Source organism: Thiomicrospira sp., assembly GCF_036568485.1.
GTDB lineage: Bacteria > Pseudomonadota > Gammaproteobacteria > Thiomicrospirales > Thiomicrospiraceae > Thiomicrospira.
On sequence record NZ_DATCSL010000043.1, the window covers coordinates 1 to 25,795 of the forward strand.

General features: G+C 45.5%; 25 protein-coding genes and 1 riboswitch. Of the genes, 7 read left to right on the forward strand and 18 right to left on the reverse strand.

Annotated features, from left to right (window positions below):
• Nucleotides 1-172 precede the first annotated feature (172 nt).
• The 12 genes from tpx to thiC all read right to left on the reverse strand — a co-directional run bounded on the left by tpx (nt 173) and on the right by thiC (nt 12,260).
• On the reverse strand, nt 173-679 hold the full coding sequence (gene tpx, locus VIM91_RS04100) for a thiol peroxidase (RefSeq protein WP_331863549.1): 507 nt from the start codon (nt 677-679) through the stop codon (nt 173-175).
• Between the two features lie 76 nt (nt 680-755).
• Nucleotides 756-1,556: a bifunctional hydroxymethylpyrimidine kinase/phosphomethylpyrimidine kinase gene (thiD, locus tag VIM91_RS04105; RefSeq protein ID WP_331863550.1), complete on the reverse strand. Its 801-nt coding sequence runs from the start codon at nt 1,554-1,556 to the stop codon at nt 756-758.
• Nucleotides 1,553-2,230, reverse strand: a complete 678-nt coding sequence (locus VIM91_RS04110; protein ID WP_331863551.1) for a metallophosphoesterase family protein — start codon at nt 2,228-2,230, stop codon at nt 1,553-1,555. The genes thiD and VIM91_RS04110 overlap by 4 nt, the downstream gene beginning before the upstream one ends.
• A gap of 50 nt (nt 2,231-2,280) precedes the next feature.
• Nucleotides 2,281-3,081 (reverse strand): thiazole synthase, encoded by an 801-nt coding sequence (locus VIM91_RS04115; protein ID WP_331863552.1) that lies wholly within the window; start codon nt 3,079-3,081, stop codon nt 2,281-2,283.
• 104 nt (nt 3,082-3,185) lie between these two features.
• On the reverse strand, nt 3,186-3,575 hold the full coding sequence (locus tag VIM91_RS04120; RefSeq protein ID WP_331863553.1) for a TetR family transcriptional regulator: 390 nt from the start codon (nt 3,573-3,575) through the stop codon (nt 3,186-3,188).
• Nucleotides 3,572-4,207, reverse strand: coding sequence for an endonuclease/exonuclease/phosphatase family protein (locus tag VIM91_RS04125; RefSeq protein WP_331863554.1), 636 nt, complete (start codon nt 4,205-4,207; stop codon nt 3,572-3,574). The genes VIM91_RS04120 and VIM91_RS04125 overlap by 4 nt, the downstream gene beginning before the upstream one ends.
• 22 nt (nt 4,208-4,229) lie before the next feature.
• Nucleotides 4,230-6,098 carry a hypothetical protein gene (locus VIM91_RS04130; RefSeq protein ID WP_331863555.1) on the reverse strand — a complete coding sequence of 623 codons (1,869 nt, stop codon included), beginning with the start codon at nt 6,096-6,098 and terminating at the stop codon, nt 4,230-4,232.
• Complete coding sequence (locus VIM91_RS04135) at nt 6,095-7,696, reverse strand: hypothetical protein (RefSeq protein WP_331863556.1); 1,602 nt, start codon at nt 7,694-7,696, stop codon at nt 6,095-6,097. Before VIM91_RS04135 ends, VIM91_RS04130 begins: the two co-directional genes overlap by 4 nt.
• A complete protein-coding gene (locus VIM91_RS04140; RefSeq protein WP_331863557.1) occupies nt 7,693-8,859 on the reverse strand; it encodes a tyrosine-type recombinase/integrase in 1,167 nt (388 codons plus the stop codon). Before VIM91_RS04140 ends, VIM91_RS04135 begins: the two co-directional genes overlap by 4 nt.
• Nucleotides 8,860-9,023: 164 nt before the next feature.
• Nucleotides 9,024-9,218, reverse strand: coding sequence for a sulfur carrier protein ThiS (thiS, locus tag VIM91_RS04145; RefSeq protein WP_331863558.1), 195 nt, complete (start codon nt 9,216-9,218; stop codon nt 9,024-9,026).
• Nucleotides 9,219-9,323: 105 nt separating this feature from the next.
• Nucleotides 9,324-10,367: an FAD-dependent oxidoreductase gene (locus VIM91_RS04150; protein ID WP_331863559.1), complete on the reverse strand. Its 1,044-nt coding sequence runs from the start codon at nt 10,365-10,367 to the stop codon at nt 9,324-9,326.
• Nucleotides 10,368-10,370: 3 nt separating this feature from the next.
• On the reverse strand, nt 10,371-12,260 hold the full coding sequence (thiC, locus tag VIM91_RS04155) for a phosphomethylpyrimidine synthase ThiC (protein WP_331863560.1): 1,890 nt from the start codon (nt 12,258-12,260) through the stop codon (nt 10,371-10,373).
• Nucleotides 12,261-12,435: 175 nt separating this feature from the next.
• Nucleotides 12,436-12,545, reverse strand: a riboswitch (TPP riboswitch).
• Between the two features lie 112 nt (nt 12,546-12,657).
• Between thiC and trmA the strand changes: the two genes are divergently transcribed.
• Genes trmA through VIM91_RS04175 form a run of 4 tightly spaced genes read left to right on the forward strand, consistent with a single transcriptional unit; the run spans nt 12,658 to nt 16,208 of the window.
• Nucleotides 12,658-13,749, forward strand: a complete 1,092-nt coding sequence (trmA, locus tag VIM91_RS04160; RefSeq protein ID WP_331863561.1) for a tRNA (uridine(54)-C5)-methyltransferase TrmA — start codon at nt 12,658-12,660, stop codon at nt 13,747-13,749.
• Nucleotides 13,746-14,516: a sulfite exporter TauE/SafE family protein gene (locus VIM91_RS04165; RefSeq protein ID WP_331863562.1), complete on the forward strand. Its 771-nt coding sequence runs from the start codon at nt 13,746-13,748 to the stop codon at nt 14,514-14,516. Before trmA ends, VIM91_RS04165 begins: the two co-directional genes overlap by 4 nt.
• A complete protein-coding gene (locus VIM91_RS04170; RefSeq protein WP_331863563.1) occupies nt 14,516-15,316 on the forward strand; it encodes an ATP-binding protein in 801 nt (266 codons plus the stop codon). Before VIM91_RS04165 ends, VIM91_RS04170 begins: the two co-directional genes overlap by 1 nt.
• Complete coding sequence (locus VIM91_RS04175) at nt 15,303-16,208, forward strand: lipid A biosynthesis acyltransferase (protein ID WP_331863564.1); 906 nt, start codon at nt 15,303-15,305, stop codon at nt 16,206-16,208. Before VIM91_RS04170 ends, VIM91_RS04175 begins: the two co-directional genes overlap by 14 nt.
• 54 nt (nt 16,209-16,262) lie before the next feature.
• On the opposite strand, the gene VIM91_RS04180 is transcribed toward VIM91_RS04175, so the two are convergent.
• The 5 genes from VIM91_RS04180 to trmB all read right to left on the reverse strand — a co-directional run bounded on the left by VIM91_RS04180 (nt 16,263) and on the right by trmB (nt 21,779).
• A complete protein-coding gene (locus VIM91_RS04180) occupies nt 16,263-17,540 on the reverse strand; it encodes an O-acetylhomoserine aminocarboxypropyltransferase/cysteine synthase family protein (RefSeq protein WP_331863565.1) in 1,278 nt (425 codons plus the stop codon).
• Between the two features lie 16 nt (nt 17,541-17,556).
• Entirely contained in the window at nt 17,557-20,331 is a 2,775-nt protein-coding gene (gene polA, locus VIM91_RS04185; RefSeq protein WP_331863566.1) for a DNA polymerase I, read from the reverse strand.
• Between the two features lie 36 nt (nt 20,332-20,367).
• A complete protein-coding gene (locus VIM91_RS04190; RefSeq protein ID WP_331863567.1) occupies nt 20,368-20,733 on the reverse strand; it encodes a type II toxin-antitoxin system VapC family toxin in 366 nt (121 codons plus the stop codon).
• Nucleotides 20,730-20,954, reverse strand: coding sequence for a hypothetical protein (locus tag VIM91_RS04195; RefSeq protein ID WP_331863568.1), 225 nt, complete (start codon nt 20,952-20,954; stop codon nt 20,730-20,732). The genes VIM91_RS04190 and VIM91_RS04195 overlap by 4 nt, the downstream gene beginning before the upstream one ends.
• Nucleotides 20,955-21,074: 120 nt before the next feature.
• Entirely contained in the window at nt 21,075-21,779 is a 705-nt protein-coding gene (gene trmB / locus VIM91_RS04200) for a tRNA (guanosine(46)-N7)-methyltransferase TrmB (protein ID WP_331863569.1), read from the reverse strand.
• Between the two features lie 74 nt (nt 21,780-21,853).
• On the opposite strand from trmB, the gene mutY reads away from it, so the two are divergent.
• The 3 genes from mutY (at nt 21,854) to VIM91_RS04215 (ending at nt 24,485) form a co-directional block, all read left to right on the forward strand.
• A complete protein-coding gene (mutY, locus tag VIM91_RS04205) occupies nt 21,854-22,945 on the forward strand; it encodes an A/G-specific adenine glycosylase (protein ID WP_331863570.1) in 1,092 nt (363 codons plus the stop codon).
• On the forward strand, nt 22,914-23,183 hold the full coding sequence (locus tag VIM91_RS04210; protein WP_029933341.1) for an oxidative damage protection protein: 270 nt from the start codon (nt 22,914-22,916) through the stop codon (nt 23,181-23,183). Before mutY ends, VIM91_RS04210 begins: the two co-directional genes overlap by 32 nt.
• Before the next feature lie 84 nt (nt 23,184-23,267).
• The gene (locus tag VIM91_RS04215; RefSeq protein ID WP_331863571.1) at nt 23,268-24,485 is read left to right on the forward strand and encodes an EAL and HDOD domain-containing protein; all 1,218 of its coding nucleotides are present in this window, start codon (nt 23,268-23,270) and stop codon (nt 24,483-24,485) included.
• Nucleotides 24,486-24,561: 76 nt separating this feature from the next.
• Here the strand turns inward: VIM91_RS04215 and hemE are convergent, their stop codons facing one another.
• Nucleotides 24,562-25,626 (reverse strand): uroporphyrinogen decarboxylase, encoded by a 1,065-nt coding sequence (hemE, locus tag VIM91_RS04220; RefSeq protein ID WP_331863572.1) that lies wholly within the window; start codon nt 25,624-25,626, stop codon nt 24,562-24,564.
• Between the last annotated feature and the right edge of the window lie 169 nt (nt 25,627-25,795).

Sequence of the window (25,795 nt, forward strand, 5' to 3'; positions counted from 1 at the left end):
AGAGCGATCTGAACCAGACCATATTGATTTGTTTGATTAACTAACATAAAACCTGCTTCCTTATTGCTACGTGACTATCCTAACTATTTCTCATATGAATGATAATCCCACGAATATGAAAATACTTTTTCCATACAGAAACAACCAGGCCTGGTGCTTTATGTTTAAAGGGTTAGCAATGTGTTAATGCGTCTAAAGCCGCATCGTAATTCGGCTCCTGTGCAATTTCAGGCACTTGTTGGGTATAACAAATTTGCCCATTAGCGTCCACGATCACCACAGCACGCGACAATAAGCCCTGCAGAGGACCGGTTGTAATGGTTAAACCATAACTTTCACCAAACGCTGAGTGACGAAAACTGGAGAGATTAATCACCTGCTCTAAACCTTCTGCGCCACAAAAGCGTTGCTGGGCAAAAGGTAAATCAGCTGAAATACACAATACTTGTGTATCTTGCACTTGAGAGGCGATTTCATTAAAGCGTCGAACAGAGGCCGCGCAAACGCCGGTATCAATACTAGGAAATATGTTTAAAACCAGTTTTTTACCGGAGAAGTCAGCGAGGCTAGTGTCGCTTAAATCGGCTTTAGTAAGGGTGAAGTTGGGCGCAAGTGCGCCTTTTGCGGGGAGTTCACCAATCGTTTGAATCGGTTGGCCTTTGAGGGTAATACTCGCCATAATCTACTCCTTATTTTTTCGAATAGGCTTATGGATTGTGTCACTAAATGATTTTTAAAACAAGCGGATAACCGCTTTATAGAAAGGGCTGGAGCAGGCGGGCTGATTCTGAGGGTTGGGCAATGTTCGCAAAGTGGGCTTGTTTGAGTTGTTGGTATAAAAAAGCTTTCGCTTTTTCAACAGCCTGGGGCAGGTTATTAGCCTGTGATAAATAAAATGCCAAGGCCGAAGATAAAGCGCAGCCAGTGCCTTTTACATTTAAGTTTACAAGACGAGGAGAAGCAAAAGCTTGCGGAGATTTATTGGGTAACAATAAATAATCGACGGCTTGATCATCCGAACTGTGACCGCCTTTTACCAATACTGCCTGCACACCCAAGCCAAAAAACGCCTGGCCAATATCGGTCATTTCATTCGCTAAGCCTTTAAAATCCGTGCCGAGCAAAGCATTCACTTCGGGGATATTGGGGGTAATGACACTGGCTAGTGGAAGCAGCTGTTTAATGATGATGGAATGCGCGGATTCGGATAACAAAGCCTGGCCGCTAGAACTGATTAAAACCGGGTCAAGCACAATCGGGCAATCCAGACCTTGCAGTGATTGGCTAAGCGTTTGAATAATTTCAGCACTCGCCAGTTGACCAATTTTGATGGCATCAATCTGAACATTGGATAATAAACTGTCGCACTGCGCCGCTATTTGTTCGGCGGGCAGGGGGTAAACCGCTTGTACACCGTTAAAGTTCTGCGCTGTAATAGCCGTAGTGACGGTGACGGCATAGCCGCCTAAAGCCTGAATGGTTTTTAAGTCAGCTTGAATTCCGGCTCCGGCTAAGGTGTCAGAACCTGCGATACTCAGAATGATGGGCTGGCTCATAGCTTGTCCAAGTCAATAACGGGCGGAAACGCGAGTAAATCTTCATCGCGTTTAACATAGGCACTGTTATAAAAATGCACGCCGTTAAATTGTTTGTGGCCATAGTCCTCATGAATGTGACCAAACAAATGTAGTTTAATGTTGGGATGCTGATCCAGTACTTCGCGCAAACATTCACAGCCAAGAGGGCGTGTTTGAGGGCTTCCCATATCAAGGTGCCCAAACGCGGGGCCATGGGTGATAAGAACATCGGTGTCCTGAGGGATTTTTTGCCATTTCTGAGTAATTTCAGGGCCATTGATCGGCAAGTTAAACGCCCAGTTCATAAACTCTGGCTGCCAAGGCGAACCATAAAATTTGACCTGATTAATCACTACGTCATCATCTTCAAGATAATGAATTCCAAAATCATTGAACAAACGGGTTTTTAAATCCACGGCTTGGCTTAAGCATTCATAGCAAAACCAATCATGATTGCCCGCTACCAGAATTTTATGCTTGAAAGGCAAAGCAGCGAACCATTTGATAAACGCGTCGAACTCATATTCTTTATAACCACTATCACGCAGTTCAGTTAAAAAATCACCTGAATGCACCAACACATCCGCCTCAACATTAGCAAAGTCGATTTGGCGATGGAGTCCGTGGGTGTCACTGATATGAACGATTTTCATAATTCCTTCCCCAAATTTTGACACTATATTTTAGCCGGTTAGAACTGATTTTAGTGGTTTTGGTGCCAAAAGGGCGTGCCTAATATCGGGGTGGAGGCACTGGCGAAGTCGCGTTGTGGCATGGTTCCGGCGTCATAACCTAGTCGACCAGCTTCGATGGCGAGTTTGAAAGCTTGCGCCATATGGATGGGGTCATCGGCTAAAGCCACGGCGGAGTTAAGCAAAACGCCGTCAAAGCCCATTTCTAAAGCCTGCGCGGCGTGCGAAGGTTTGCCGATTCCGGCATCGACAATCAGGGTAGTTTTGTCGAGACGTTTGCGAATCAATTCCATATTGTAAGGATTCATCATGCCTTTGCCCGATCCAATTGGCGAGGCCCAAGGCATCACAATTCGGCAACCAACATCGACCAGTCTTTGGCACAAAACCAAATCATCGCTGGCATAAGGAAACACTTCAAAACCGTCTTCAATTAACACCTGTGCCGCTTTCACCAAATCAAACGGGTCAGGTTGTAGCGTGTAATCATCACCGATGACTTCGAGTTTAATCCAGTTAGTACCGAAAATTTCTCGTGCCATTTGCGCAGTGGTAATGGCTTCTTGCGCGTTTCGACAACCGGCCGTATTGGGCAAAATATGACAACCAAGTGATTGGATAATCTGCCAAAAGGCCTGACCGCTTTGATCGCCTGGATTCTGCCGACGAATCGACACCGTCACCACTTGGCTAGCGCTGGCTTGAATGGCTTGGCGCATAATATCGGGTGAAGGATACAAGGCCGAACCGATTAATAAACGGCTGTTTATTTCTTTATCCGCAAGTAACCAGGCCTGGTTGTTTGTTGTCATGCTTTATACAACCTTGGTAAGACTTACATTCAAGCAAGTCGTTGAAATTATTAACTTACACACATTGTAAGACTTTTTGTGTTTTTCCATAGTTATAAAACCCTCTAATTTTGGTTAATTCTTACAACTTTTTTACTGGCCATTTCAGCTTTGAGTTGAGCATTTTCGTTGCTCAAAGTGGCGTTGATGGAAGTCAGCTTGCGTATATCAGATTCAAGCTGTTCAATGTGTTGTCGAAGCTCTCTGTTTTTTTCCTTTTCAGACTTCAGCTTTTCGTTCTTTTCATCGCGCTGCACCTTATGCTCTTTACCCATGATTTCTCGAACTTCTGCCGCTATTTCAGGATAACGGTTATGAATGGTGGAGTCAGATAAGCCGGCTTCTTCTGCAAGTGCTGAGATACTAATTTTACGTGTCTTATCGACAACCTTTGGTCTGCCATGTTTTAGACGTATTAGTGCATTCTTAAGTTCTTTTTCTGTAGTTAAAATCACTTCTCTAATCCTTCGGAGTCAATGATCAATGGGAGATGGTCACTGTATTCAAGCCATTCTTTACGATCTCCAATTTTAATATTTGAATTGGAGTGGTTCCGAGTTGGCATAAAGCAATAATCTATGTGATAGGGCCTATCGTGCTTTCTGTGAAGGAAAAATGTAGGTTGAGTCTCGCTGCCACTCATTTCATTGAACTTTGAGTGATACAAGCTTTTGATTCCCATTTCCTCAAGAATTCTTTCAAGATCTGAGTGATTCCACCATCTGTCCCACTCATCCCAGATAACATTGCTATTGAAGTCTCCGATGATAATTGGTTTAAACCTGGAAAAAACTACTTTGTGTAAACGTATATATTTCCACAACTGCCCTATGTAACGAAAGTTTGGTGAATTTGCTTGCTTTGTCCATACCGCTACAAAAACAATCCCCCTGTACACAAATGGCAAAAATAACTGCAAACCGTCAGGATTATTCCATTCCAGACTGATTAGCTCATGCCGACTTCTGCTTGCAACAAGAATACCTTTGTTCTTATTTCCACCAATCCAAAGGTCTGCATTGACTCTTTTTACAATATCTAATTTTTTGCGTAATGCACCATTGCAGTTCCAATTAAATATTTTCATCCAAAAACCTTTTCATCAAGTCTCAAACCGCTACTCCATTTACTTCATCCCACATACCCAAATCTTTTAAAACACGTTCACAACGCTCAATATCACGCTCAACACGCTGTTTTCCCGCTTCACCAATATCATCTATTTGCCTAAGTTCCAATTGCTGTATGTAAATGCCTTTGAAGTATTCTCCATGACGTTTCTTTTCGATGATGGACTCATCACAATCGACACAGGCGGTTCCCTCAATTACAGAACGTCCACCACAGCCTGAATTATCAGAGGTACACCATGAATGCCCTGTTGAGCGTAAGTGAACCGTATCTGAGATACGCTTTGCCATTGCCGCACGGCTATCAAATGTTTTGACTAATTCATTGTTAGAGCGATACGAGATTAAATTATTGGCAAGGCCACCTGTAATAATCGTATCTTCATCCAAAAACTCTTCAACCCGTGCGATTTTGAAGTTTTTAATCTGTACCGCAATTTCATTGTAGAGTTCTTCGTCTTGGGTTTGATTCGCTGAGTAGAGTAAGGTCATATCCATACCCCAATGTTTAAAGTGCTGTTTGAGGTAACGTAAATCCCCATAAGCCGATTGCGCCACATAGACGGCAAAGGTGCGTCTAAAACGGTGAGCCGCCAAGCCTTTCACGCCCAATGCACTACCAAAGGCTTTTAATCCATGATCAAAAGCCCCATGGCTTAATGCGTTCACTTGATTACCTTGCGCCATTGAGTTGGTCAAAAACAGGTGATGCTTAAAGTTCTCAATCTTCAAACCTCTTGGGTTGTGTGGGTCTTTTGCCAGCAATTCAACTTGTTCTTGCCATAATTTTTCTTGTAAAGGTTTGACATAGGCCTTTTGCACCTCAATGGCCTGGATAACGATTTCAGGCACCAGCCATTCGGTATAACCTTCATAAGTTTTACTGGAATGCGACTTTAGCCAGTAGTAGACATCCTCTTCATTATCCTCAATGCGGTAAGCATCGGTCTGGATGGCACAAAGTTCGTGAATACGAATCCCGCTAAAGGTCAGAATAATGATGGCCATTGCATCGGGAATGTTACCGTGTAACACGTTAAACTGTCTTAGTCCTGAATAGCCTCTAGGTTTGAGTAGGCGCCTATTAATGGATGTACTAATTCCAACATTAGAGTTAATCGTTTCAGCCATTTTGATTCGCTCACATTCAATTTCCGCTTGAAGCTGGATCAGTTCGTTGGCTTGCCCCAATATCTTATGACAATGATTTATTAGCACCTTGAGTTCGGCATCTGGAATCACTTGAGTTTTGGCGGTTTTCTTTCCTTGTCTTGTAGCACCTGCCAAATAGCTTGCCGAACTCTCAACCCACGGATGTTCAAACGCCCATTTCGTACCTTTGAGGTTGTGATACAGGGTTTCAATCGCTAAAAATCGGTTTATTAACGTGGCCTTAGATAACGGTTTCTGGGTATTTTTGGAAATTAATTGCTTACATTGATGGACGTAATTGGCGCAATGCAAAGGCGTAATATCTAAAACACTCTGAACCCCAATACCATCCAAGTAAGCGAGAAAAGGCTTTAGGCCTATAAACACACTGAATAGCGTATTTCCCGATAGATTCTGCTTGATGTCGTAATGCTTCAAGGCAAACTTTACTGCTTCCACGAACTGCGTTGGAATGGTGTTAAAGCGGAGTTTCTTGTTAGTATCTTTAGTGTTCGATGGAAATCGTGCATCTTCTAATCGCCATACATCATCTGCGTATTGGCTGATAACTTGATGGGCTCCATCAGGAAGCTGATAAGACGATACCGGCAGCGTTTTAAGTACCGAGTCATCAAGTTCATGCAGTTTTTGAGGTCGGCAGTAGTCAATTGCACTGATCTTTAATACTTGGCTCATGCAACGGCCTCCAACTGATTACGGTGCTTCCATGCAGTGTGTGGGTTGGCTTGGGCTTCTGCTTTAATGGTGGCGACAAACTCCGCATCGAACTGGGGTGCGATGTCTCGATTAATAATGCGGATGATATGCGCAAAGTATTTACTCCAACGCTTTGCGCCAATAGTTTCACGCTCATACACAATTAGCCAGTAGAACGAAAATAGACGATACAGGTCTTCTTTTGTCACCACCATATTGCGACAGCGAACACAGCTTAAAAAGTCAGTACAGTAGATTTTATTGCTGTTACTGTCTGTTCGATTTGGAATATTAGAGCATTTGGAAACAGGCGTGTTATTCTCAATCACTTCGACATTTGAGAGCAGTTCTTGAGTTCGCACCTTACCCATGTAGTTAAAGGCCTTTTCAGCCTCTTTTGGGGCTTCAAGATAATGGGTTTGCGATACTCTTAGGCTGTGATTCGCATGTGCGGCCGTTACAAAAGGGTCACCACCCGATAACTCCCAAATGCGGTTTTCAAAGGTCTTTCTAAAGCGTGAGATATTAATTTGTAGCGGTTCACCATTATCGTTTTTCAGTTCTTTTTCTTTGATCCACTTATTTGTATTTTCATAGACTGTTGTATTTGAGATTGTAGTGATTTCACCCGAAGTTTTAGAGTTACCTGTTGTACGAAAGCATAAGGCTAAATCGGTGCCCCTTTCGGTTCTTAATGACTGGTTCATGTCAATGATATGCTGAACCATCACTGCCACATCAACTAAGACCGTTTGCACGTTTTCAACGCTGGTTGAATGGCGAAGGTTTTGAATGTGGGTGGCATTGCCACGTCGCTTGTAGAGTACCAGCAATTTGCGATCTTCTTTAAGTGGGTGCGCTTGAATTGAATCAGTTGTCATTTCCAAAAGAGGCGTGGTATTCATGCCGCTTCGTAGTGCAATCGCCAATAAAAAGATGGTTAACTCATAGCTATTCAACGGCTGTTGCTTTTCAAGAATTTTATTTACATCAACTTTTAATGCATGCGCAACCCGCTTACGTTCGGCTTTTGAAAATGCCGTTTGACCTTTCACTTTGCGATTCGAGTTTGGAAACGGGTTTCTGGGAAAATCAAATCGCTCAAGCCATCCCATGCCTTGCATTTTGACAAGAATGGACTTCGTGTGTGTATATAAATTCTTCGCAGTAGAGACGTTGGGATATTGCTTTTTTAAATGCTGAATATAGATTTCAATCAGCTCAAGATTAATATCCTGCAACACTAGCTCACGCCCCATTGCTTGAGCATAAATCGTTAAATATTTAGCGAAATATCCGAACCCAATGCGGCAGTAATTTGAAACAGTCGTAGCATTCACCACGTTCTCTGATAGCATAATTTCTATGGTTTGTTGTACCGCACTGGTAATCTCGTCAAAGCCTTGTCCGTAATGTTTAGTGAAGTCATAATTTCGATTAGTTGTATTATTCACACCAAACGACACAACCTTGTTTTCTGAAATGTCTAATTGCAAAACAGGAGTCGCAACAAGTACACCATCTTGGTCAACAACAGGTGCTAAAGGAGTTTGATTAAAGTCTTTACGCTTTTTCATGCGACACCCTCCGCTTCAAGGCAGATTTGATCAATGTCTTGGTCGTATTCGGTCATCAAATCACCCTCTAAATCTTCAAGGTAGTGCAAATAGATTTGTGTCGTTAAAATGCTTGAGTGGCCTAATCGGTCTTGGATGTAAACCAATGGGTCTCCACGATACCCTGGGCTGTTTCGCAGACCATACAGCTTAAAAGTCGCATAAGTGTGGCGCAGCTTGTGCAAGCTGATTTCTTTTCGCCCAACAATCTTTTTTAGCTCGGTATTAAGTATCGTGCCCTTAATTGAATAGGGGCGTCCAAAGCGGTTCAACAACAAGGCTTTCTGCTCACTGACCCCGTTCTTTAGTAGCAGTTCATTTCGCTCATGCAACTTGTATTGCCATAATCGCTCATACAAGGAAATCGGGATGTGAATGGTGCGCTCCTTGTTACCTTTTGTTCCGCCTTGGCCGCTTTTTACGTCCATGTCTTTAGAGCTCAATACAACCGGTACAATCGCTTTGACACGCTTGGTTTGTGGGTCTTGTATGTAACTTTCAGGAAACGTCAGCAACTCCTCTTTACGCAAACCGGTTTGAACAGCTAAACGATAGATTAAGTGTTGGGAGATAAAACACTGGTGGGACATTAAGGTTTTGACTTCTTGTTTTGTCAAAATTTGTAAAGCGGAGACTTTCTCTTTAAGCATGACATTGGCGGTATTCTTCTGATTTCCTGACTTGTCGGTATGAGCCAAGAAGCCTTTACCTTTGTTGATGATGACCGTTTCAATATCATAAGGAACGGACTCAATCCAATGCTTTCTAAAAGCAAACTCGTAGAACTGGATGATGGTTCTTAATCGTCCATTGATCGTTTTAGATGATAAGCCTAAGCTCACCGACCAATCACGATAAGTAGCAATAACAGAGTGTTGGGTATCTGCCAAACTTAAACGCCAATCTAATCCATTCCCCTCCAAATAACCAAAGTAGTCATACATATCCTGACCATAACGCCACCATGTATTCTTGCTTTCTACTCGACCTCTGGTTATGCAGAAATAAATTAAGAACTGATGAACTTCTTTTACCAGCCCCATTTCTGAATTAACAATTAGAGGGAAGTCTTCATAGGGGTGACCATGCAACTTGAAGTTCTCTGTTGCTTTAATTAATCTCACAAAACCACCATTACTAAAGGTTAATGATTTAATGATAAATTAAATGTAAGATAATCACAACTGCATATCATGGTTTAAATCCTGTTTTTTTATTACCACGAAGCTCACGAAGGGGACTAAAAGTAAAAACTTCGTGCTCTTCGTGAGCTTCGTGGTTCAATCACTCAGCCGCCTTGCATGGGGGCGACAATTTCTATGCGGTCATTTTCATTTATTAGTGTGTCAGCGTATTGGCTTTTGGGCACAAAGTTTTCATTTAACGCCAACGCAAATGCGCCTTCAATTTCCAGCTCAAGCACCAGGCCTGCTAAGGTCTGAGCCTTGGTTTCTGTGGGTTTATCATTAATCAATAAAATCATGTTTCACCTGTTTATTACCACGAAGGACACGAAGAGCGCGAAGTCTTGCCCCCTCTCCCTTGATGGGAGAGGGGGCTAAAAATCTTCGTGTTCTTCGTGGTTCAACTAAATCTTTAACTCAGCCAAGGCCTGTTCCACCATTGCGGGTGAGAATAAATAGCCGTGGCGATATAAACCGTTGATTCGCGTTAGGCCGTCCAATTGTTCGATGCGCGGTAAATTATCACCTAAGGCTGGGCGGCAATTGGTAAGTTGATTGATGATTCGTGCTTCGGCAAACCCAGGATGTAGACTGTAAGCGGCGGACAATAATTCCAAGCTGGAGCGCACTGACATCGGGCTACGGTCTTCACTTTCAATTTCACTCGCACCAATCACATAACGTCCATTGGCGCGCGGCACAATATAAATCCGATAACGCGGGTGCATTAAACGTACCGGACGCGTGAGTTTGACTTCGGGCGCATCTAACCAAAACACTTCACCACGGACACCGCGTAAATCGCGCATGTCGGGTTTTGCACCTAAACCTCGGCAATCAAACACCCAGTCAAACGTTTGGCCATCAATTTGGCGAGACGACAGTTGCTTCACCTCGGTGTTTTCACGCCATTCCACTAACGCATGGTTTTTAAGCAGGCGTTCACTTTGCTGGAAAAACTGGCTTGAATCCACCTGACCTTCATTCGGCAACCACCAGGCCTGGTGGTGATGTGCTAATTCAGGTTCTAGTTCGGTTAAGCGTGTGTTGTTTAGTTGTTCAACCTGATAACCGCTGGGCAATTTATCCATCAACTGACGCATAAAGTGTTGCAAGTCCGCGCGGTCATTATGATGTGCTAACACTAAACTGCCACGATGTTGAAAATCCACCGGACAACCTTGATTAGCCATCCAATCCACCAGGCCTGGCCAAAGTTCAATCGAACGCACGCCGAGTTGAAACAACTCGGCATCCATGAGCTCCAACTCGGCATAAGGCGAAAGCATACCCGCGGCGGTATAACCGGCGGCATTGGGCGCAGAACTGGATAAATCGCGTTCAAATAAAGTCACTTGAATGCCGCGCTGAATTAAATTCAACGCCAGCACGCGACCTACCAGGCCTGCTCCCGCGATGCCAACGGTTTTTAAACCGTCCAGCTTCATAACTTAAGCCTGCTTTTTAGTTTTGTGATTAAGCTGGTCAACCGGCACCGAAATTTCACTGCCCAGCTCTTTAAAGGTTTGCGCTTGTTCCGCCATACCCGCTTCCAGTGCTTTTTGTTCATCGACACCTAATTGAGCCGCGTAATCACGCACTTCTTGGCTGATTTTCATCGAGCAGAACTTGGGACCACACATGGAACAGAAATGCGCTACTTTGGCTGAATCACGCGGTAAAGTTTCATCGTGATAGGCCATGGCACGCTCGGGATCGAGACCAATATTAAACTGATCCATCCAGCGGAATTCAAAACGGGCTTTACTCATGGCATCATCGCGATGACGTGCGCCCGGATGACCTTTGGCGACGTCAGCGGCATGGGCGGCGATTTTATACGCCATCAAACCTTCTTTGACGTCTTCACGATTTGGCAAACCCAAATGTTCTTTGGGTGTCACATAACACAGCATCGCGGTGCCGTACCAACCGATCATCGCGGCGCCAATCGCCGAAGTAATGTGGTCGTAACCCGGTGCAATATCGGTGGTCAACGGGCCGAGCGTGTAAAACGGTGCTTCGTGACATAGCTTGAGTTGCAAATCCATGTTCTCTTTTATCTTGTGCATCGGCACATGCCCCGGGCCTTCGATAATGGTTTGCACATCGTGTTTCCACGCGATTTTGGTCAGTTCACCGAGCGTTTGCAGCTCAGATAACTGCGCTTCGTCATTGGCATCGGCAATCGAACCCGGGCGCAAGCCGTCACCCAGCGAGAAACTGACATCATAGGCTTTCATGATTTCGCAAATGTCTTCAAAATGGGTGTAAAGGAAGTTTTCTTTGTGGTGCGCTAAACACCATTTCGCCATAATCGAGCCGCCGCGCGACACAATGCCGGTCACGCGTTTGGCTGTCATTGGCACATAACGTAATAACACGCCGGCGTGAATCGTAAAGTAATCCACGCCTTGTTCGGCCTGCTCAATCAAGGTGTCGCGATAGACTTCCCAAGTTAGGTCTTCGGCAATGCCGTTTACCTTTTCCAATGCTTGATACAAAGGCACGGTGCCGATGGGAACGGGGGCGTTGCGGATAATCCAATCGCGGGTGGCATGAATATTTTTACCAGTAGATAAATCCATCACGGTGTCACCGCCCCAACGGGTTGACCAGACCATTTTTTCAACTTCTTCGGCAATAGACGAAGTAATCGCCGAGTTGCCGATATTGGCGTTAATTTTGACCAAAAAGTTGCGACCGATAATCATCGGTTCCGATTCCGGGTGGTTAATATTGGACGGAATCACCGCACGCCCGGCGGCGACTTCATCGCGCACGAATTCCGGCGTAATCAAGTCTGGCAGGTTCGCGCCAAAACTTTCACCGGCCAAACGCGCTTCGCGTTCGGCATCCAACACTTCGATGCGGCGTTGGTTTTCGCGGATTGCGATAAATTCCATTTCTGGGGTAACAATACCTTGGCGTGCATAGTGCATTTGGGTCACATTTTTGCCCGTTTTAGCGCGCAGTGGGGTGCGTTTTAAACCTTGCTCGGCGGCCAATAATTCAGCGGGTACATCGTTTTCACGTTTATAACCGTTATCCACCGCTTTAATTTGACGACCTTCATATTCTTCCACATCGCCACGTGCCAAAATCCAATCTTTACGGATTGCTTCGATCCCTTGAGTTAAATCAATTTTGGCATTCGGATCGGTATAAGGGCCGGAGGTATCATAAACCGTCAAAGTTTCGCCATTCGTGAGCACAATTTCGCGCATCGGAACCCGAATCTGAGGATGAATTTCGCCGTTAATATAAGCTTTAGACGAAGCCGGTAATGGCTCGCGCGTAATTTCGCTATGAGCCGCGGTGTGTTTGATATTGTGTGTCATGTTTTTCTCCAAATAATTTTGGGGCAGAAAAACAGCGCGAAAAGTCGGCTTGGGGCGTTTGAAATAACAGGCGAGGAGGGTTTTATTTGCAACCACCAGGCCTGGTTATTCAAACGCAGGCACCGGAGGCATTCAGAAACGGCGAGAAAGTGGGTCACAAAGTATGAAACACGCCGATTAAGATGATTCTCTTCCCTACGCTGGTTCTAACCAGTTCAAGTTCAGCGGGTTAGGTCTAAGACCTTCTCAGCGTTCGCAACCGCAAACGCACCCCGAGAGATTGAGTGCAGATTAAATGAGCCCCGATGACTTGTCAAGCGTGGGGTTTGAGAAGTTAGGCATAGGGCGTTAGACGCGATATAATGCCCGCCTAATTTTTGATAAAGAGGATGGCCTTGTGCTGTGTCAGGTTTTTCCCCAACAATATGATCAACAGCTCGCAGACAAGCAGCAGCGTTTGCTGGGTCTAGTGCCAAGCATGACGGATAAGTTGCAGGTGTTTGCTTCTGCGCCTGCGCATTTTCGTCAGCGCGCGGAGTTTCGTATTTGGCATACACCGGAACGTTTGTTTTATGCGATGTTTGATCCGGCTAATCCTAAACACCCGGTCGAAATCAGCACTTGCCCGATGGCGGCCGAATCCATTGATAACTTAATGGCGCCCTTATTGGCGAAAATTAGTGAAAACGTCATCTTAAAAAACGGCTTGTTTGAAATTGATTTTTTAGCCACCTTAAGTGGCGAAATGTTGGTGACCTTAATTTACCGCAAAAAACTCGACGACCAGGCCTGGTCGTTAGCTGCGCAAACCTTGCGTGATGCATTGCCCATTAACCATTTAATCGGACGCAGTCGCAAGCAAAAGATTGTGTTGGATCAGGATTTTGTGGTCGAACGTTTAGAAGCTGACCACCAGGCCTGGTGGTTTCAGCAGATCGAAAATAGCTTTACTCAGCCAAACGCCAAAATGGCGCAGAATATGTTGGCTTGGGCGCGCGAGCAAAGCCGCGGACTCGGCGGGGATTTGCTGGAGTTGTATTGTGGTAATGGCCATTTTTCGATTGCTTTAGCAGATTTGTATGGCCACGTGTTAGCGACTGAAATTTCTAAAACCTCGGTAAAATCAGCGCAATTCAATTTGACAAAAAATGGCGTGGAAAATGTCGAGGTGGTTAAGATGGCCGCCGAAGATGTGTCGCAAGCCTTGCAAGGTCGGCAATACAATCGCTTGGCGGAAATTGATTTATCGACTTATCAGTTCAACACTATTTTTGTTGATCCGCCGCGCGCTGGGCTGGATGACTTAACTCGCCAGTTATCGAGTGAGTTTGATCACATTTTGTATATCTCCTGCAATCCAGAAACCCTGGCGCGAGATTTAACAGTATTAGAAAAAACGCATGATTTAATGGCCGCGGCCTTATTCGATCAATTCCCTTACAGCCATCACATTGAATCGGGCGTATTGCTCAAAAGGAAAACCCTATGATTTTAGCCTGGGTTGGCGCTTTATTAATTGGTTTAAGTTTAGGCTTGCTCGGTTCGGGCGGCTCGATTTTGACCGTGCCGGTGTTGGTCTATTTAGTCGGTCAAGATCCCAAAGTCGCGATGGCGGGTTCCTTGATGATTGTGGGGGTGATCTCGTTAATCTCTGCCATACCCTACGCTCGCCAAAAGACCATTGACTGGCGCATGGTGGCTTGGTTTGGCATACCAGGCCTGGTGGGGGCGGTATTTGGCGCTTGGTTAGCGCACTTTATTGATGGCGTGATTCAGATGTTAATTTTCGCCGCCTTAATGTTAAGCGCGGCCTATTTAATGTTTAAACCCGTCGACCTAAACGACGCGCCAAAAGCGCCGCGCGCGGCTTATAAAATCGTTGCAGATGGTTTAGTAGTGGGCGCGATTACCGGCTTAGTTGGGGTTGGTGGCGGCTTTTTAATTATTCCAGCTTTGGTCTTATTGGGCGGCTTGTCGATGCGTTTGGCGATTGGCACCAGTTTAGTGATTATCGCGATGAAATCCTTCGCTGGTTTCGGTGCTTATCTAGAAGTATTGAACGCGTTAAATCTCGCGCTAGATTGGGGCATTATTATTAAATTTACTCTTATTGGTATTATAGGTGGTTGGTTAGGCCATAAAGTTAGTCACAAGTTTGACCAACAATTATTACGCCGTGTGTTCGCGGTATTTTTAGTCTTAATGAGCGTATTTATTTTGTACCAAAAACTACCGGGCCTGGTGATGGGAAGCTAATGGAAGATGTTATAAAGACCAAAAAAGAAGCCGTGATTAAACCGCCAAAGAAAATTTTACAGCCGGTGGGGCGGGCGATTGCGCAGTTTAATATGATTCGCTCAGGTGATCGGGTGTTGTTGGGTTTATCTGGCGGTAAAGATTCGTTGGCGTTATTAATGGTGTTAAAGCATTTACAGCGTCACTCGCCGGTTAAGTTTGAATTGGCGGCTTGCACGATTGACCCGCAAATTCCGGGGTTTGATCCGTCTCCGCTTAAAGATTTTTTGGCCGAGTTGGGTGTGCCGTATTTTTATGAGTCGGAGGATCTGGTTGCACTTGCCAATCAATATATGAAAGGTGATTCATTTTGCAGTTTTTGTTCACGCCAAAAACGCGGCAAGCTTTATACCGTGTGTCGTCGCGAAGGGTATAACGTATTGGCGTTGGCGCAACATTTGGACGACTTGGCAGAAAGCTTTTTAATGTCGGCGTTTAACGCCGGTCAGCTTAGAACCATGAAAGCGCATTATTTAAATAACGATGGCGATGTGCGCATTATTCGTCCGTTTGTAAAAGTGCGCGAAAATCAAACGCGTGATTTTGCCGAAGCGGCGAATTTGCCGGTGATTCCCGATAACTGTCCGGCTTGCTTTGCCAAACCGCAAGCACGTCAGCATTTCAAACAAATGTTATTGGACGAAGAAAAACGTAATAAACATGTGTATGCCAATTTATGGACGGCCATGCAACCGCTGATTGCCGATGATAACCATGCGGGTTTAGCCGGTTTGGAGGAAGCCTGGGATGAAGAAGAGTAGCGAACATCACCCAATTCAAGGCGCCCTTTTTAAAGGCTTGGTGCGGGCTTTATCTTGGCTGCCGCTTAAATGGAGCCAGCGTTTAGGCGCGGCGATTGGTTGGTTATTATGGCGACTGCCCAACTCGACCAAACGCGTGTCGATTAAAAATATCGACATCGCATTTCCCAATTTATCCAGCGAAGCCCGCGCATTGTTAGTTAAACAAAGCTTAATCGAAACCGGCAAAACCGCTACCGAACTAGGTGCGATTTGGTGTTGGCCACAGGCGAAAAAACTCGCTTTAATTAAACGCGTTGAAGGCGCAGATCGCCTTGCCGAAGCGGTCGCAAAAGGTAAAGGTGTAATGGTGTTATCGCCTCACGTGGGTTGCTGGGAAATCATTGGGCATTATCTAGCCGAGCATTACCCGACTACGATTTTATATCGTCCACCACGCATAGGTTCGCTTGATACATTTATGCGTCAAGCCCGTCAATCCAGTGGCGTGAAATTACAGCCAACTGATATGTCCGGTGTCAAAGGGTTGCGAAAAGCGTTAAAAAATTCAGAAGTTGTGGGGATCTTGCCAGATCAAGATCCGGGCAAAAGTGGTGGCGTAGTCGCTCCATTTTTTGGTCATCCGGCGAATACCATGGTGCTGGTGTCAAAACTCGCGCAGAAATCCGCTTGTTCGGTATTTTATATTCTGGCTGAACGCTTACCGCAAGCGCAAGGTTATGTCATTCACTTACTGGATGCGCCTGCCGATGTCGCGTCCGCCGACGAACAATTGGCCACGACCGCCCTCAATCACGGGGTCGAAACCTGCGTACGCCAAGTACCCAACCAATACCAATGGTCATACAAACGCTATAAAAACCTACCTAAAGGTTATGCCAAAGTCTATTGAAAGATCAATTACTCCCCTTTTGTGAGTTATGGCAGGAGATAAGTGTCGCGTGGTTTATGACGCCGCCTTAAGTGCTTGATCAATATCAGCGATCAAATCGTCGATATGTTCAATACCTATGGATAATCGAACCATTTCTGGCGGTACACCAGCGGACTTGAGCTCGGCATCATTTAATTGTCGATGCGTTGTCTCGGCCGGAATACTGGCGCAAGACTTGGCATCACCAATATTAACTAAACGAATAATCAATTTGAGCGCATCGTAGAAACGGCGCGTGCCTTCTCGTCCAGATACTAATCCAAAACTTAAAATTCCTGAGGCTTTGCCGTTCATATATTTTTGCGCTAGCGCATGGTCTTTATGGCTAGGCAATCCCGCATAGTTAACCCAAGAAACCGCCGGATGAGCCTCTAAAAACTCAGCGACCGCTTGAGCGTTTTGACAAATACGTTCCATGCGTAAGGTCAAAGTTTCCAGGCCTTGAAGCAGCTGAAACGCGCTGTTTGCTGATAAGGCCGCACCCATATTACGTAAAGGCACTACACGACAGCGTGCTATAAATGCCGCCTGGCCGAAGTCTTGAGTATAGGTGACGCCGTGATAAGAAATGTCAGGCGTATTTAGCAGCGGGAAACGTTCGGCGTGTTCGGCCCAAGGAAAGGTACCGGCATCGACGATCACGCCGCCCAATGTGGTGCCGTGGCCGCCGATATATTTGGTAGCCGAATGGATAACAATATCCGCGCCGTATTCAATCGGGCGCCAGAGCGCGGGTGAAGGAACTGTGCTATCAACCACTAATGGAATGCCGTGGGCGTGGGCTAACTTGGCAAGTCGCTCAATATCGACAATGCTACCGGATGGATTGCCGATGGTTTCGCAATACAGCATTTTGGTTTTTTCATCAATTAAACCGGCGAGTTCTTCGTCGCTGGCATCCTTGTCAAAAAAACGCACTTCTAAGCCTTGACGAGGCAAGGTGTGGGCAAATAGGTTGTAGGTACCACCATAAAGTTCGCTGGTGCTAAGAATATTGTCGCCTGCTTCGGCCAGTGTTTGCACGGTGTAAGTAATAGCGGCCATGCCGGTTGCAACGGCTAACGCGGCAAGTCCACCTTCCATCGCGGTTAAGCGTGCTTCTAACACGGCATTGGTGGGGTTCATCATGCGCGAATAAATGTTGCCGGGGACTTTTAGGTCAAACAAATCGGCTGCATGTTGCGCATTGTCAAACGCAAATGATGAGCTTTGATAAATCGGTACAGCCACAGCTTTGGTAGTGGCTTCTGGTTCATATCCAGCGTGTAGAGCGAGAGTTTCAAGTTTCATAATTACGCTTCCTTTATTAATGGGCTTCGTCCCAGTTTAGGCCTTGTCCAATATCCACAATTAACGGCACATCCAGTTTCATCGCGGCTTCCATTAATTGCTTGATATGGGTTTTGACCGCCTCCACCTGATCGGCTTTGACTTCAAATACCAATTCATCGTGAACCTGCATTAACATGCGAATATCAAATTCGCCTTTGTCTATCCATTCATCCAGCGCAATCATCGCGCGTTTAATAATATCCGCCGCCGTGCCTTGCATCGGCGCGTTGATCGCGGTGCGTTCGGCGTATTGGCGAAGCTGGCCGTTGCGCGCATTAATATCTGGCAAATACAAACGACGACCCGCTAGGGTTTCAACATAACCATGATATTTGGCATCGGCTTTGGTGGTATTCATATAGGTTTTAACGCCCGGATAACGATCAAAATATCGGTCAATATAAGCCTGCGCCAACCCACGATTTACGCCCAGTTGATTGGCTAAACCAAATGCTGACATGCCGTAAATCAAACCAAAGTTCACCGCTTTGGCGCTACGACGTTGTTCGGTTGTGACTTCATCCAGCGCGGTATCAAAAATTTCGGCGGCGGTGGCTTTGTGAATATCTTTACCTTCGGCAAACGCGGTGAGCAGGCCGGGGTCTTCACTCAAATGTGCCATAATGCGCAACTCGATTTGCGAGTAGTCGGCCGCGAGCAACACATAACCCGGGCGCGCAATAAAGGCTTGGCGAATCCGACGACCTTCGGCGGTGCGGATCGGAATATTTTGTAAGTTCGGATCAGTCGATGACAAACGCCCGGTGGAGGCGACCGCTTGTTGATAAGAGGTGTGAACTCGTCCGGTTTCGGGGTGAATCTGCTTGGGCAAGGCATCTGTATAGGTGGATTTGAGTTTCGCCATGGTGCGATGCTGCATAATCAACTTAGGCAGTTCATGACCCTGTTCGGCCAGCTCCGCCAGAATTGGTTCGGCGGTAGATGGTTGGCCTTTTGGGGTTTTTTTAATCACCGGCAAATCGAGTTTTTCAAACAGAATTTCTTGCAGTTGTTTGGGTGAACCTAGGTTAAATTCTTGCCCAGCCACACGATACGCCGCTTCTTCGATTTGCTCAATTTTCTCTGCCAGCTCATTGCTCTGAATTTTTAACAGGTCTTTATCCACCAACATGCCGTGGCGTTCCATCTTCGCCAAAATAGGCAACAATGGCATTTCAATTTCACGGAAAACATCCATTAATTGTTTTTCGATTTGCAGTTTCGGCCACAGGGTTTGGTGTAAACGTAATGTAATATCCGCATCTTCCGCCGCATAAGGACTGGCGGTGTCGAGTTCGATTTGGTTAAAGGTCTTTTGCGCGCGACCCGTACCAGCGACGTCTTTAAATTTGATCGTGGTTTTTTGCAGATAAAACTCGGCCAAATCGTCCATGTTATGGCGTGTGGCGACGCTGTTTAACACGTAAGATTCCAGCATGGTGTCAAAGCCAATGCCTTGTAAAGTAATGCCGTGGTTTTTGAAAATATGCCAATCGTATTTAATGTTCTGGCCAACTTTAATCACGTCTTTCGATTCAAGCAATGGCTTTAAAGCTTGCAGTGTTTGCTCGAAATCCAACTGAGTGGGCGCACCTTCATAATCGTGGCGCAAAGGCAGATAAGCTGCTTCCACCAGGCCTGGTTGTGGCTCAACCGCAAAACTAATGCCCACCATTTGAGCTAGCATAGGTTCGAGCGCGGTGGTTTCGGTATCAATCGCAAACACCTCAGCGGCCTTGAGTTTGCCCAACCAGTTATCAAATTGTTCGTTAGTTAAAATGGTTTCATAATCTGCGCTATTGGCTATAACCGCTTCAAGCGGCTTAGAAGCAGGCGCAGTTTTTTGCGTAGGCGTAGATTTAGCATGATGGTTTACCTGGCGAGTAAACGGCATTTTGCCGTCCTCAAGTTGACCTAACCAGTTTTTAAATTCATATTCGGCAAACAGGGTTTTAAGCGCGTCAACATCCGGCTCTTGGCGCGCCAAATCCGGCAAGTTGATCGGCAGATCGCAATTGGTTCGAATCGTGGTGAGCTGGCGCGAAAGATCTAAATGCGGAATATGTTCACGCAAGGTTTCGCCAATTTTGCCTTTAATTTCGTCGGCATGTGCGATCAGATTATCCATCGTGCCATACGCATCTAACCACTTCACTGCGGTTTTAGGGCCGCATTTTGGAATGCCGGGAATGTTGTCTGAGGTGTCGCCCATTAACGCTAAATAATCAATAATCTGATCCGGGCGAATACCAAACTTCTCCACCACCTTATCCGGTGTCATCAAAGTATTGTTCATAGTGTTAATTAAGGTGATGTGCTCATTCACCAACTGCGCCATATCTTTGTCGCCAGTGGAAATTAACGCATCACGTTTGGCTTCGGTGGCTTGCACCGCCAAAGTGCCGATCACGTCGTCGGCTTCCACGCCCTCAATCACCAATAAAGGCAAACCCAAAGCTTTGACGATTTGGTGAATCGGCTCAATTTGCACGCGCAACTCATCCGGCATTGGCGGGCGATGCGCTTTATATTCAGCATACAAATCGTTACGGAAAGTTTTGCCCTTGGCATCAAATACCACCGCCATATGCTCAGGCTGATAAGTCTCCAGCAACTTGCCAATCATATTCGTCACGCCATAAATTGCCCCAGTAGGATGGCCTTCACGATTAGTGAGCGGCGGCATCGCGTGAAACGCGCGGAACAAATAAGACGAACCATCAACAAGAACAATCGGACTTTGAGACATGTGAAACCTTAATAACTAAATTTGAATAGGATGATTTTAGATGATAACCAGGCCTGGTATGAAGCGAAAGTCTTTTAAGTTATATGTAAAAAGTGGCAAGTTGCGAGTCAAGCAAGTTGCGGCGATTAATGCATCGGGTATATCAAGGGTGTGGCTTTTTGCATAACTTGTAATTAACGCGGTAGCTTGTTCGCTAGTGGCTTGGTCAATGTGAATAATTTGAAACTTTTCAATAAACGCTTGAAGTTGTTGCAGTTCTTTTTTATCAAGTGCGCCATAAAGCAGTTCCATTGTCGTTATGCTGCTGATGGCAAAAACTGTATTAAGCTGCTTCAATTTGTCCAATGTTTGTGTGTTATTTTTTAAAATTTCGATGAGCACATTGGTGTCGAGACAAATCATTTCCAAGCCTTCTCGCGTAAGTCCTGCTGGCTAATATCACGGTCTTGCCAAAGGCCAGCAAATTCGGAAAAATCAGGTGCATTTTTGGGCTGCTTTGTCTTAGCTAAATCTTTGGCTACTACATCACGGATATAGCCGGAAATAGAGGTGTTGGCTTGTTTGGCTTGTTCTTTCAGTTCTTCAAAAAAGGCTTCTTCAAAGTAAATTTGGGTTCGATGCATCACTCACCTCATCTTATTAATGTACATCACTAATATACATTATGGTTTGTCCTGTAGCAAGTAAGAGGTTAGGTTGAATATAGCAAACCGTAAACCAGGCCTGGTGGCTGGCTTACCAAGCTAACGTTTCTTAAATATCAAATCCCAAACCCCATGCCCTAGTCTATGGCCGCGTTGTTCGAATTTTGTCAGGGGGCGGTAGTCGGGGCGTGGGGTGAATTGGCCTTCTCCGGCGGCGTTGGTGTAGTCGGGGGCGGCACTCATGACTTCCATCATGTGTTCGGCGTAATCTTCCCAATCGGTTGCCATATGAAACTCACCACCAGGTACTAAATGTTCAGCCAGTTTAGCGACAAATGCTGGTTGTACAATGCGGCGTTTTTTGTGGCGTGCTTTGTGCCATGGATCGGGGAAAAATAGATACACGCCGCTTAAACAGTTCTGTGGAATTTGCTTTTCTAAAATCTCGACCGCATCGTGATTAAAAATCCGAATATTGGTCAGGTTCTTTTCTTCAATCAACTTACATAACGCGCCTACACCTGGGCGATGTACTTCGATTCCAATGTAGTTATTCTGTGGATTGTCTTGCGCCATTTGCGCTAAGCTGCTGCCCATACCAAAACCGATTTCGACATAGGTTGGGGCGTCGCGGCCAAATACCTGCGCTAAATCCAATAATCCAGCATCGGCTTCAAGTCCGTATTGTGGCCAAATGCGGTCGATGGCGGCCTGTTGACCTTTTGACATGCGGCCTTGGCGTAATACAAAACTTTTGATGCGGTGGCGTAGGGTATTTTCGGTTGAGTCAGCTTGTTCGCTCATGGCGTAATCTCTCAGCGGGCGTTGAAAAGTCTGCTAGTATAACCGACTTCGTGGACGCTTTACAGGAGTGGGGTTTGAGCTTTGCAACACGTTTATTAGCTTGGTTTGATGTGCATGGCCGTCACGATTTGCCTTGGCAACATCCGCGTTCGCCTTATCAGGTTTGGGTGTCGGAAATTATGTTGCAGCAAACCCAGGTGCAAACGGTGATTCCGTATTTTGAACGTTTTATGCAGCGCTTTCCTGATATTAGGGCCTTGGCGTTGGCAGAGCAGGATGAGGTTTTGGCGCATTGGGCAGGGCTGGGTTATTACGCACGTGGCCGAAATTTGCACAAAGCGGCTCAGATTATTGACACCCAGCATGGCGGTGAGTTTCCGGATGAGTTTGATGCGATTATGGCGTTGCCGGGAATTGGCCGTTCGACCGCAGGGGCGATTTTGTCGCAAGCGTTTGAGCAACGTTATGCGATTTTGGATGGCAATGTAAAGCGTGTGTTAACGCGTCACGCGGCGATTGAAGGTTGGCCGGGCAATAAAAAGCTTGAAACCCAATTATGGCAATTAGCCGAAGACCTGACCCCGCAAACCCGTTTTGCTGATTACACTCAGGCGATTATGGATTTAGGCGCGACCTTGTGCAAAAGAACCAGGCCTGGTTGTGAAGAATGCCCGCTTAAACCGGACTGCCAAGCTTTTCAGTTTGGACGGGTGTCGGATTTTCCTTATTCCAAACCCAAAAAACAAAAACCCACTCGCCAGGCCTGGTTCTTATTATTGTTTAACTCGGATAATCAGATCGCTCTGATACAGCGCCCAAATAGAGGTGTTTGGGGTGGTCTGTATAGTTTGCCGGAATTTGATTCATTCGATGATTTAAGCTTGGCTGGGGTGGATTTGAATAGTCTGGTAAAATGGTCGGGTATTCGGCATACTTTTAGTCATTACCATTTAGAGATGATGCCGGTGTATGCCTTAAAAGCGCCAACAGTGGCCGAGCCTGACTCATGCGGACCTTATTGCTGGTTGACGCTAGACGAGGCGTTGAAAGTGGGGTTGCCGGCACCCATAAAAATTTTATTGCAACGAGCATTAAAGCAAACCGTATTAGAAACAAAACCTTTTGGAGACATCTATGACACGACAAGTACATTGCGCAAAATTTAACGAAGACATGGAAGGTTTGGATTTCGCCCCGTTTCCGGGTGAGTTGGGTAAACGTGTTTATGAGAGCGTTTCTAAAGAAGCGTGGAAACAATGGTTAAGCCAACAGACGATTTTGATAAATGAATACCGTTTATCCAGTTTAGATCCAAAAGCGCGGTCGTTTCTGCAAGAAGAAATGCAAAAGTTCTTATTTGGTGATGAGGATATTGACATGCCGGATGAATTTAAGCCGGTTTAAGCCTTTATTTGCAGTAAAGCTTAGGCTAATTCACGATAGAGTTTGTTATAATAAATTCTAATTGTCTGTTTTTGTAGTGAATAAATGTCTAAATTGATCGATATTTTTGTTGGGCGTCAGCCAGTTTTCAACGGTCAACTGCAGCTATTTGCTTATGAGTTGTTGTTTCGCACCAATAGCGAAGACAATCATGCAGTGATCGTGGGCGGTGACAGTGCCTCAGCTCAAGTCATGTTAAACACCTTTGGTGACATCGGTATAAAAGATGTCGCGGGTGATCATAAGGTGTTTATTAACTTCACCGAAGGTTTATTGCTGCGCGAATATCAGCCTTTCTTCCCTAAAAGTCAGGTCATTATTGAGATCTTAGAAGATGTTAATGTGACCCCGAATCTACTCAAAGCTATCCAAAAACTGCGTGACCGAGGTTATACCATTGCCTTGGACGACTATGTGTTTAACCCTAAACTCGAACCACTTGAAGCCTTAGCTGACATTATCAAAGTCGATATTCTGGAGGTTGGGCCAAAACAATTATTGGAACACGTGCAGCGTTTAAAAGATAAGGGTGTGCGTTTATTGGCAGAACGAGTCGAAACACGCGAACAGTACGATTTTTGTAAAAAAATCGGCTTTGATTATTTTCAAGGTTACTTCTTTGCCAAACCAGTGATTATTAAAGGTCAGCGCCTACCCACCAATAAAGTGAGTGTTTTAGAGCTGCTGTCCAACGTTTACGATCCTGACGTAGATATGGTCAAACTTAGCCAGATTATTGCGAAGGATGTCTCACTGAGCCAAAAGCTATTAAGATTTTTGGCTCAGGATGGTTCAGCCGGTAAAGCAAAAATCAGTTCGATTCATGATGCGGTGTTACGCTTCGGTTTAGAGCGTTTGAAGAGCTGGGCAGGGATGTTAGTTTTATCCGGCATGGATGATAAGCCAAACGAGTTGTTTCATACTTCTTTAACGCGTGCTAAGTTTTGTGAATTAGTGGCTGATCGCTTAAAGACCACGCCAAAAGAGCTCTACTTCACGGTTGGCTTGTTTTCGACTTTGGATGCGGTTATGGATTTAGATTTGCCTAGCTTGTTAGAAAAGTTAAGTTTGGATGATTTAATTGTAGGCGCGTTGATGGGCGAAGATAATGCACCAGGCCTGGTGCTTAAAGCCTCGAAAGGTTTAGAGCAGGGCTCAACCCGTTTTAAATTACCTGGGGATTTAACTCCAACAGAGTTATCGAACCTTTATTTGCAAGCGATGCAATATTCTCAAAGTGTAGATTTGTCACCCTTAGGATGAGGCTGTCCGTTGTATATTTATAGACATAAAAAAACCACCGATTGGGTGGTTTTTTTGTTTTCGAATTTCGTAAATATTAAGCGTGGTATTTTGGACTTAACTCAACCACCGCTTCTATAAAGGCGCCAGCATGTTCCGGTTTTACTTCGGGATGAATGCCATGGCCTAGGTTGAAGACGTGGCCTGAACCTTGACCATACTTTTCTAAGATATAAGCTACTTCTTGACGAATACGCTCTGGTGAGGCGTACAACATACTTGGGTCCATGTTGCCTTGAATCGCGACGCGATCACCTACGCGACGGCGTGCATCATCAATATCGGTTGTCCAATCTAGCCCTAATGCGTCCGCACCGGTATCTGCCATCGCTTCTAGCCACTGACCGCCACCCTTGGTGAATAGAATAACTGGCACTTTCACACCATTATGTTCACGCTTTAAACCGTCAACAATTTTCGCCATGTAGTTTAGCGAGAATTCTTTATAGTCGCGTGGGGTTAAGACGCCGCCCCAAGTGTCAAAAATTTGTACGGCTTGTGCACCGGATTCAATTTGAGCGTTTAGGTATTGAATCACAGAGTCAGCCAATACATCCAAAATGTGGTGTAGAGTTTTAGGCTGGTCATACATCATGGCTTTGATAGTCGCGAAGGTTTTACTTGATCCGCCTTCCACCATGTAAGTCGCCAGTGTCCAAGGACTGCCGGAAAAACCAATCAAAGGTACGCGACCGTTTAGGGCTTTACGAATGGTACTGACCGCGTTCATTACATAACCTAAATCTGATCCCATATCCGGTACATAAAGTTTTTTCGCATCCGCCATCGAGCGGATAGGCTTGTCAAAAACCGGACCTTCGCCTGTCGCAAAACGTAAGCCAAGCCCCATTGCATCAGGGATGGTTAAGATGTCGGAAAACAAAATTGCGGCATCAAGCGGAAAACGCTCTAATGGCTGCAAAGTTACTTCACAAGCGAACTCTGCATTACGGCATAAGTCCATAAAGGAACCGGCTTCGGCACGCGTCGCACGATATTCAGGTAGGTAGCGGCCAGCTTGGCGCATCATCCATACCGGTGTGCGGTCAACAGGCTGGCGCATTAAGGCGCGTAAGAAACGGTCGTTTTGTAATGCAGACATTGAAAGGAACCTTTGTGAAAAACAAAAACAGTATTCTACCGACAAAGCTCGAGGCTGTCACCTTTGGTGTAAGTTAGACGGGCGTTTGTTGAGCACCAGGCCTGGTGCTAGAATTTAAGGTTGATATGGATTAAGTTTATCAATCATGTTGGGGTGAGAAATCACCACA

Bases quoted from the DNA above. Each gene is read 5' to 3' on its own strand.
- trmB (WP_331863569.1), bottom strand. From the start codon at position 21,779: ATGAGCGAACAAGCTGACTCAACCGAAAATACCCTACGCCACCGCATC.
- thiC (WP_331863560.1), bottom strand. From the start codon at position 12,260: ATGACACACAATATCAAACACACCGCGGCTCATAGCGAAATTACGCGC.
- VIM91_RS04170 (WP_331863563.1), top strand. From the start codon at position 14,516: ATGGAAGATGTTATAAAGACCAAAAAAGAAGCCGTGATTAAACCGCCA.
- thiD (WP_331863550.1), bottom strand. From the start codon at position 1,556: ATGAGCCAGCCCATCATTCTGAGTATCGCAGGTTCTGACACCTTAGCC.
- VIM91_RS04115 (WP_331863552.1), bottom strand. From the start codon at position 3,081: ATGACAACAAACAACCAGGCCTGGTTACTTGCGGATAAAGAAATAAAC.
- VIM91_RS04215 (WP_331863571.1), top strand. From the start codon at position 23,268: ATGTCTAAATTGATCGATATTTTTGTTGGGCGTCAGCCAGTTTTCAAC.
- VIM91_RS04210 (WP_029933341.1), top strand. From the start codon at position 22,914: ATGACACGACAAGTACATTGCGCAAAATTTAACGAAGACATGGAAGGT.
- tpx (WP_331863549.1), bottom strand. From the start codon at position 679: ATGGCGAGTATTACCCTCAAAGGCCAACCGATTCAAACGATTGGTGAA.
- VIM91_RS04180 (WP_331863565.1), bottom strand. From the start codon at position 17,540: ATGAAACTTGAAACTCTCGCTCTACACGCTGGATATGAACCAGAAGCC.
- VIM91_RS04190 (WP_331863567.1), bottom strand. From the start codon at position 20,733: ATGATTTGTCTCGACACCAATGTGCTCATCGAAATTTTAAAAAATAAC.
- VIM91_RS04195 (WP_331863568.1), bottom strand. From the start codon at position 20,954: ATGCATCGAACCCAAATTTACTTTGAAGAAGCCTTTTTTGAAGAACTG.
- VIM91_RS04135 (WP_331863556.1), bottom strand. From the start codon at position 7,696: ATGAAAAAGCGTAAAGACTTTAATCAAACTCCTTTAGCACCTGTTGTT.
- VIM91_RS04175 (WP_331863564.1), top strand. From the start codon at position 15,303: ATGAAGAAGAGTAGCGAACATCACCCAATTCAAGGCGCCCTTTTTAAA.
- VIM91_RS04110 (WP_331863551.1), bottom strand. From the start codon at position 2,230: ATGAAAATCGTTCATATCAGTGACACCCACGGACTCCATCGCCAAATC.
- VIM91_RS04165 (WP_331863562.1), top strand. From the start codon at position 13,746: ATGATTTTAGCCTGGGTTGGCGCTTTATTAATTGGTTTAAGTTTAGGC.
- hemE (WP_331863572.1), bottom strand. From the start codon at position 25,626: ATGTCTGCATTACAAAACGACCGTTTCTTACGCGCCTTAATGCGCCAG.
- thiS (WP_331863558.1), bottom strand. From the start codon at position 9,218: ATGATTTTATTGATTAATGATAAACCCACAGAAACCAAGGCTCAGACC.
- VIM91_RS04125 (WP_331863554.1), bottom strand. From the start codon at position 4,207: ATGAAAATATTTAATTGGAACTGCAATGGTGCATTACGCAAAAAATTA.
- VIM91_RS04150 (WP_331863559.1), bottom strand. From the start codon at position 10,367: ATGAAGCTGGACGGTTTAAAAACCGTTGGCATCGCGGGAGCAGGCCTG.
- VIM91_RS04130 (WP_331863555.1), bottom strand. From the start codon at position 6,098: ATGAGCCAAGTATTAAAGATCAGTGCAATTGACTACTGCCGACCTCAA.
- polA (WP_331863566.1), bottom strand. From the start codon at position 20,331: ATGTCTCAAAGTCCGATTGTTCTTGTTGATGGTTCGTCTTATTTGTTC.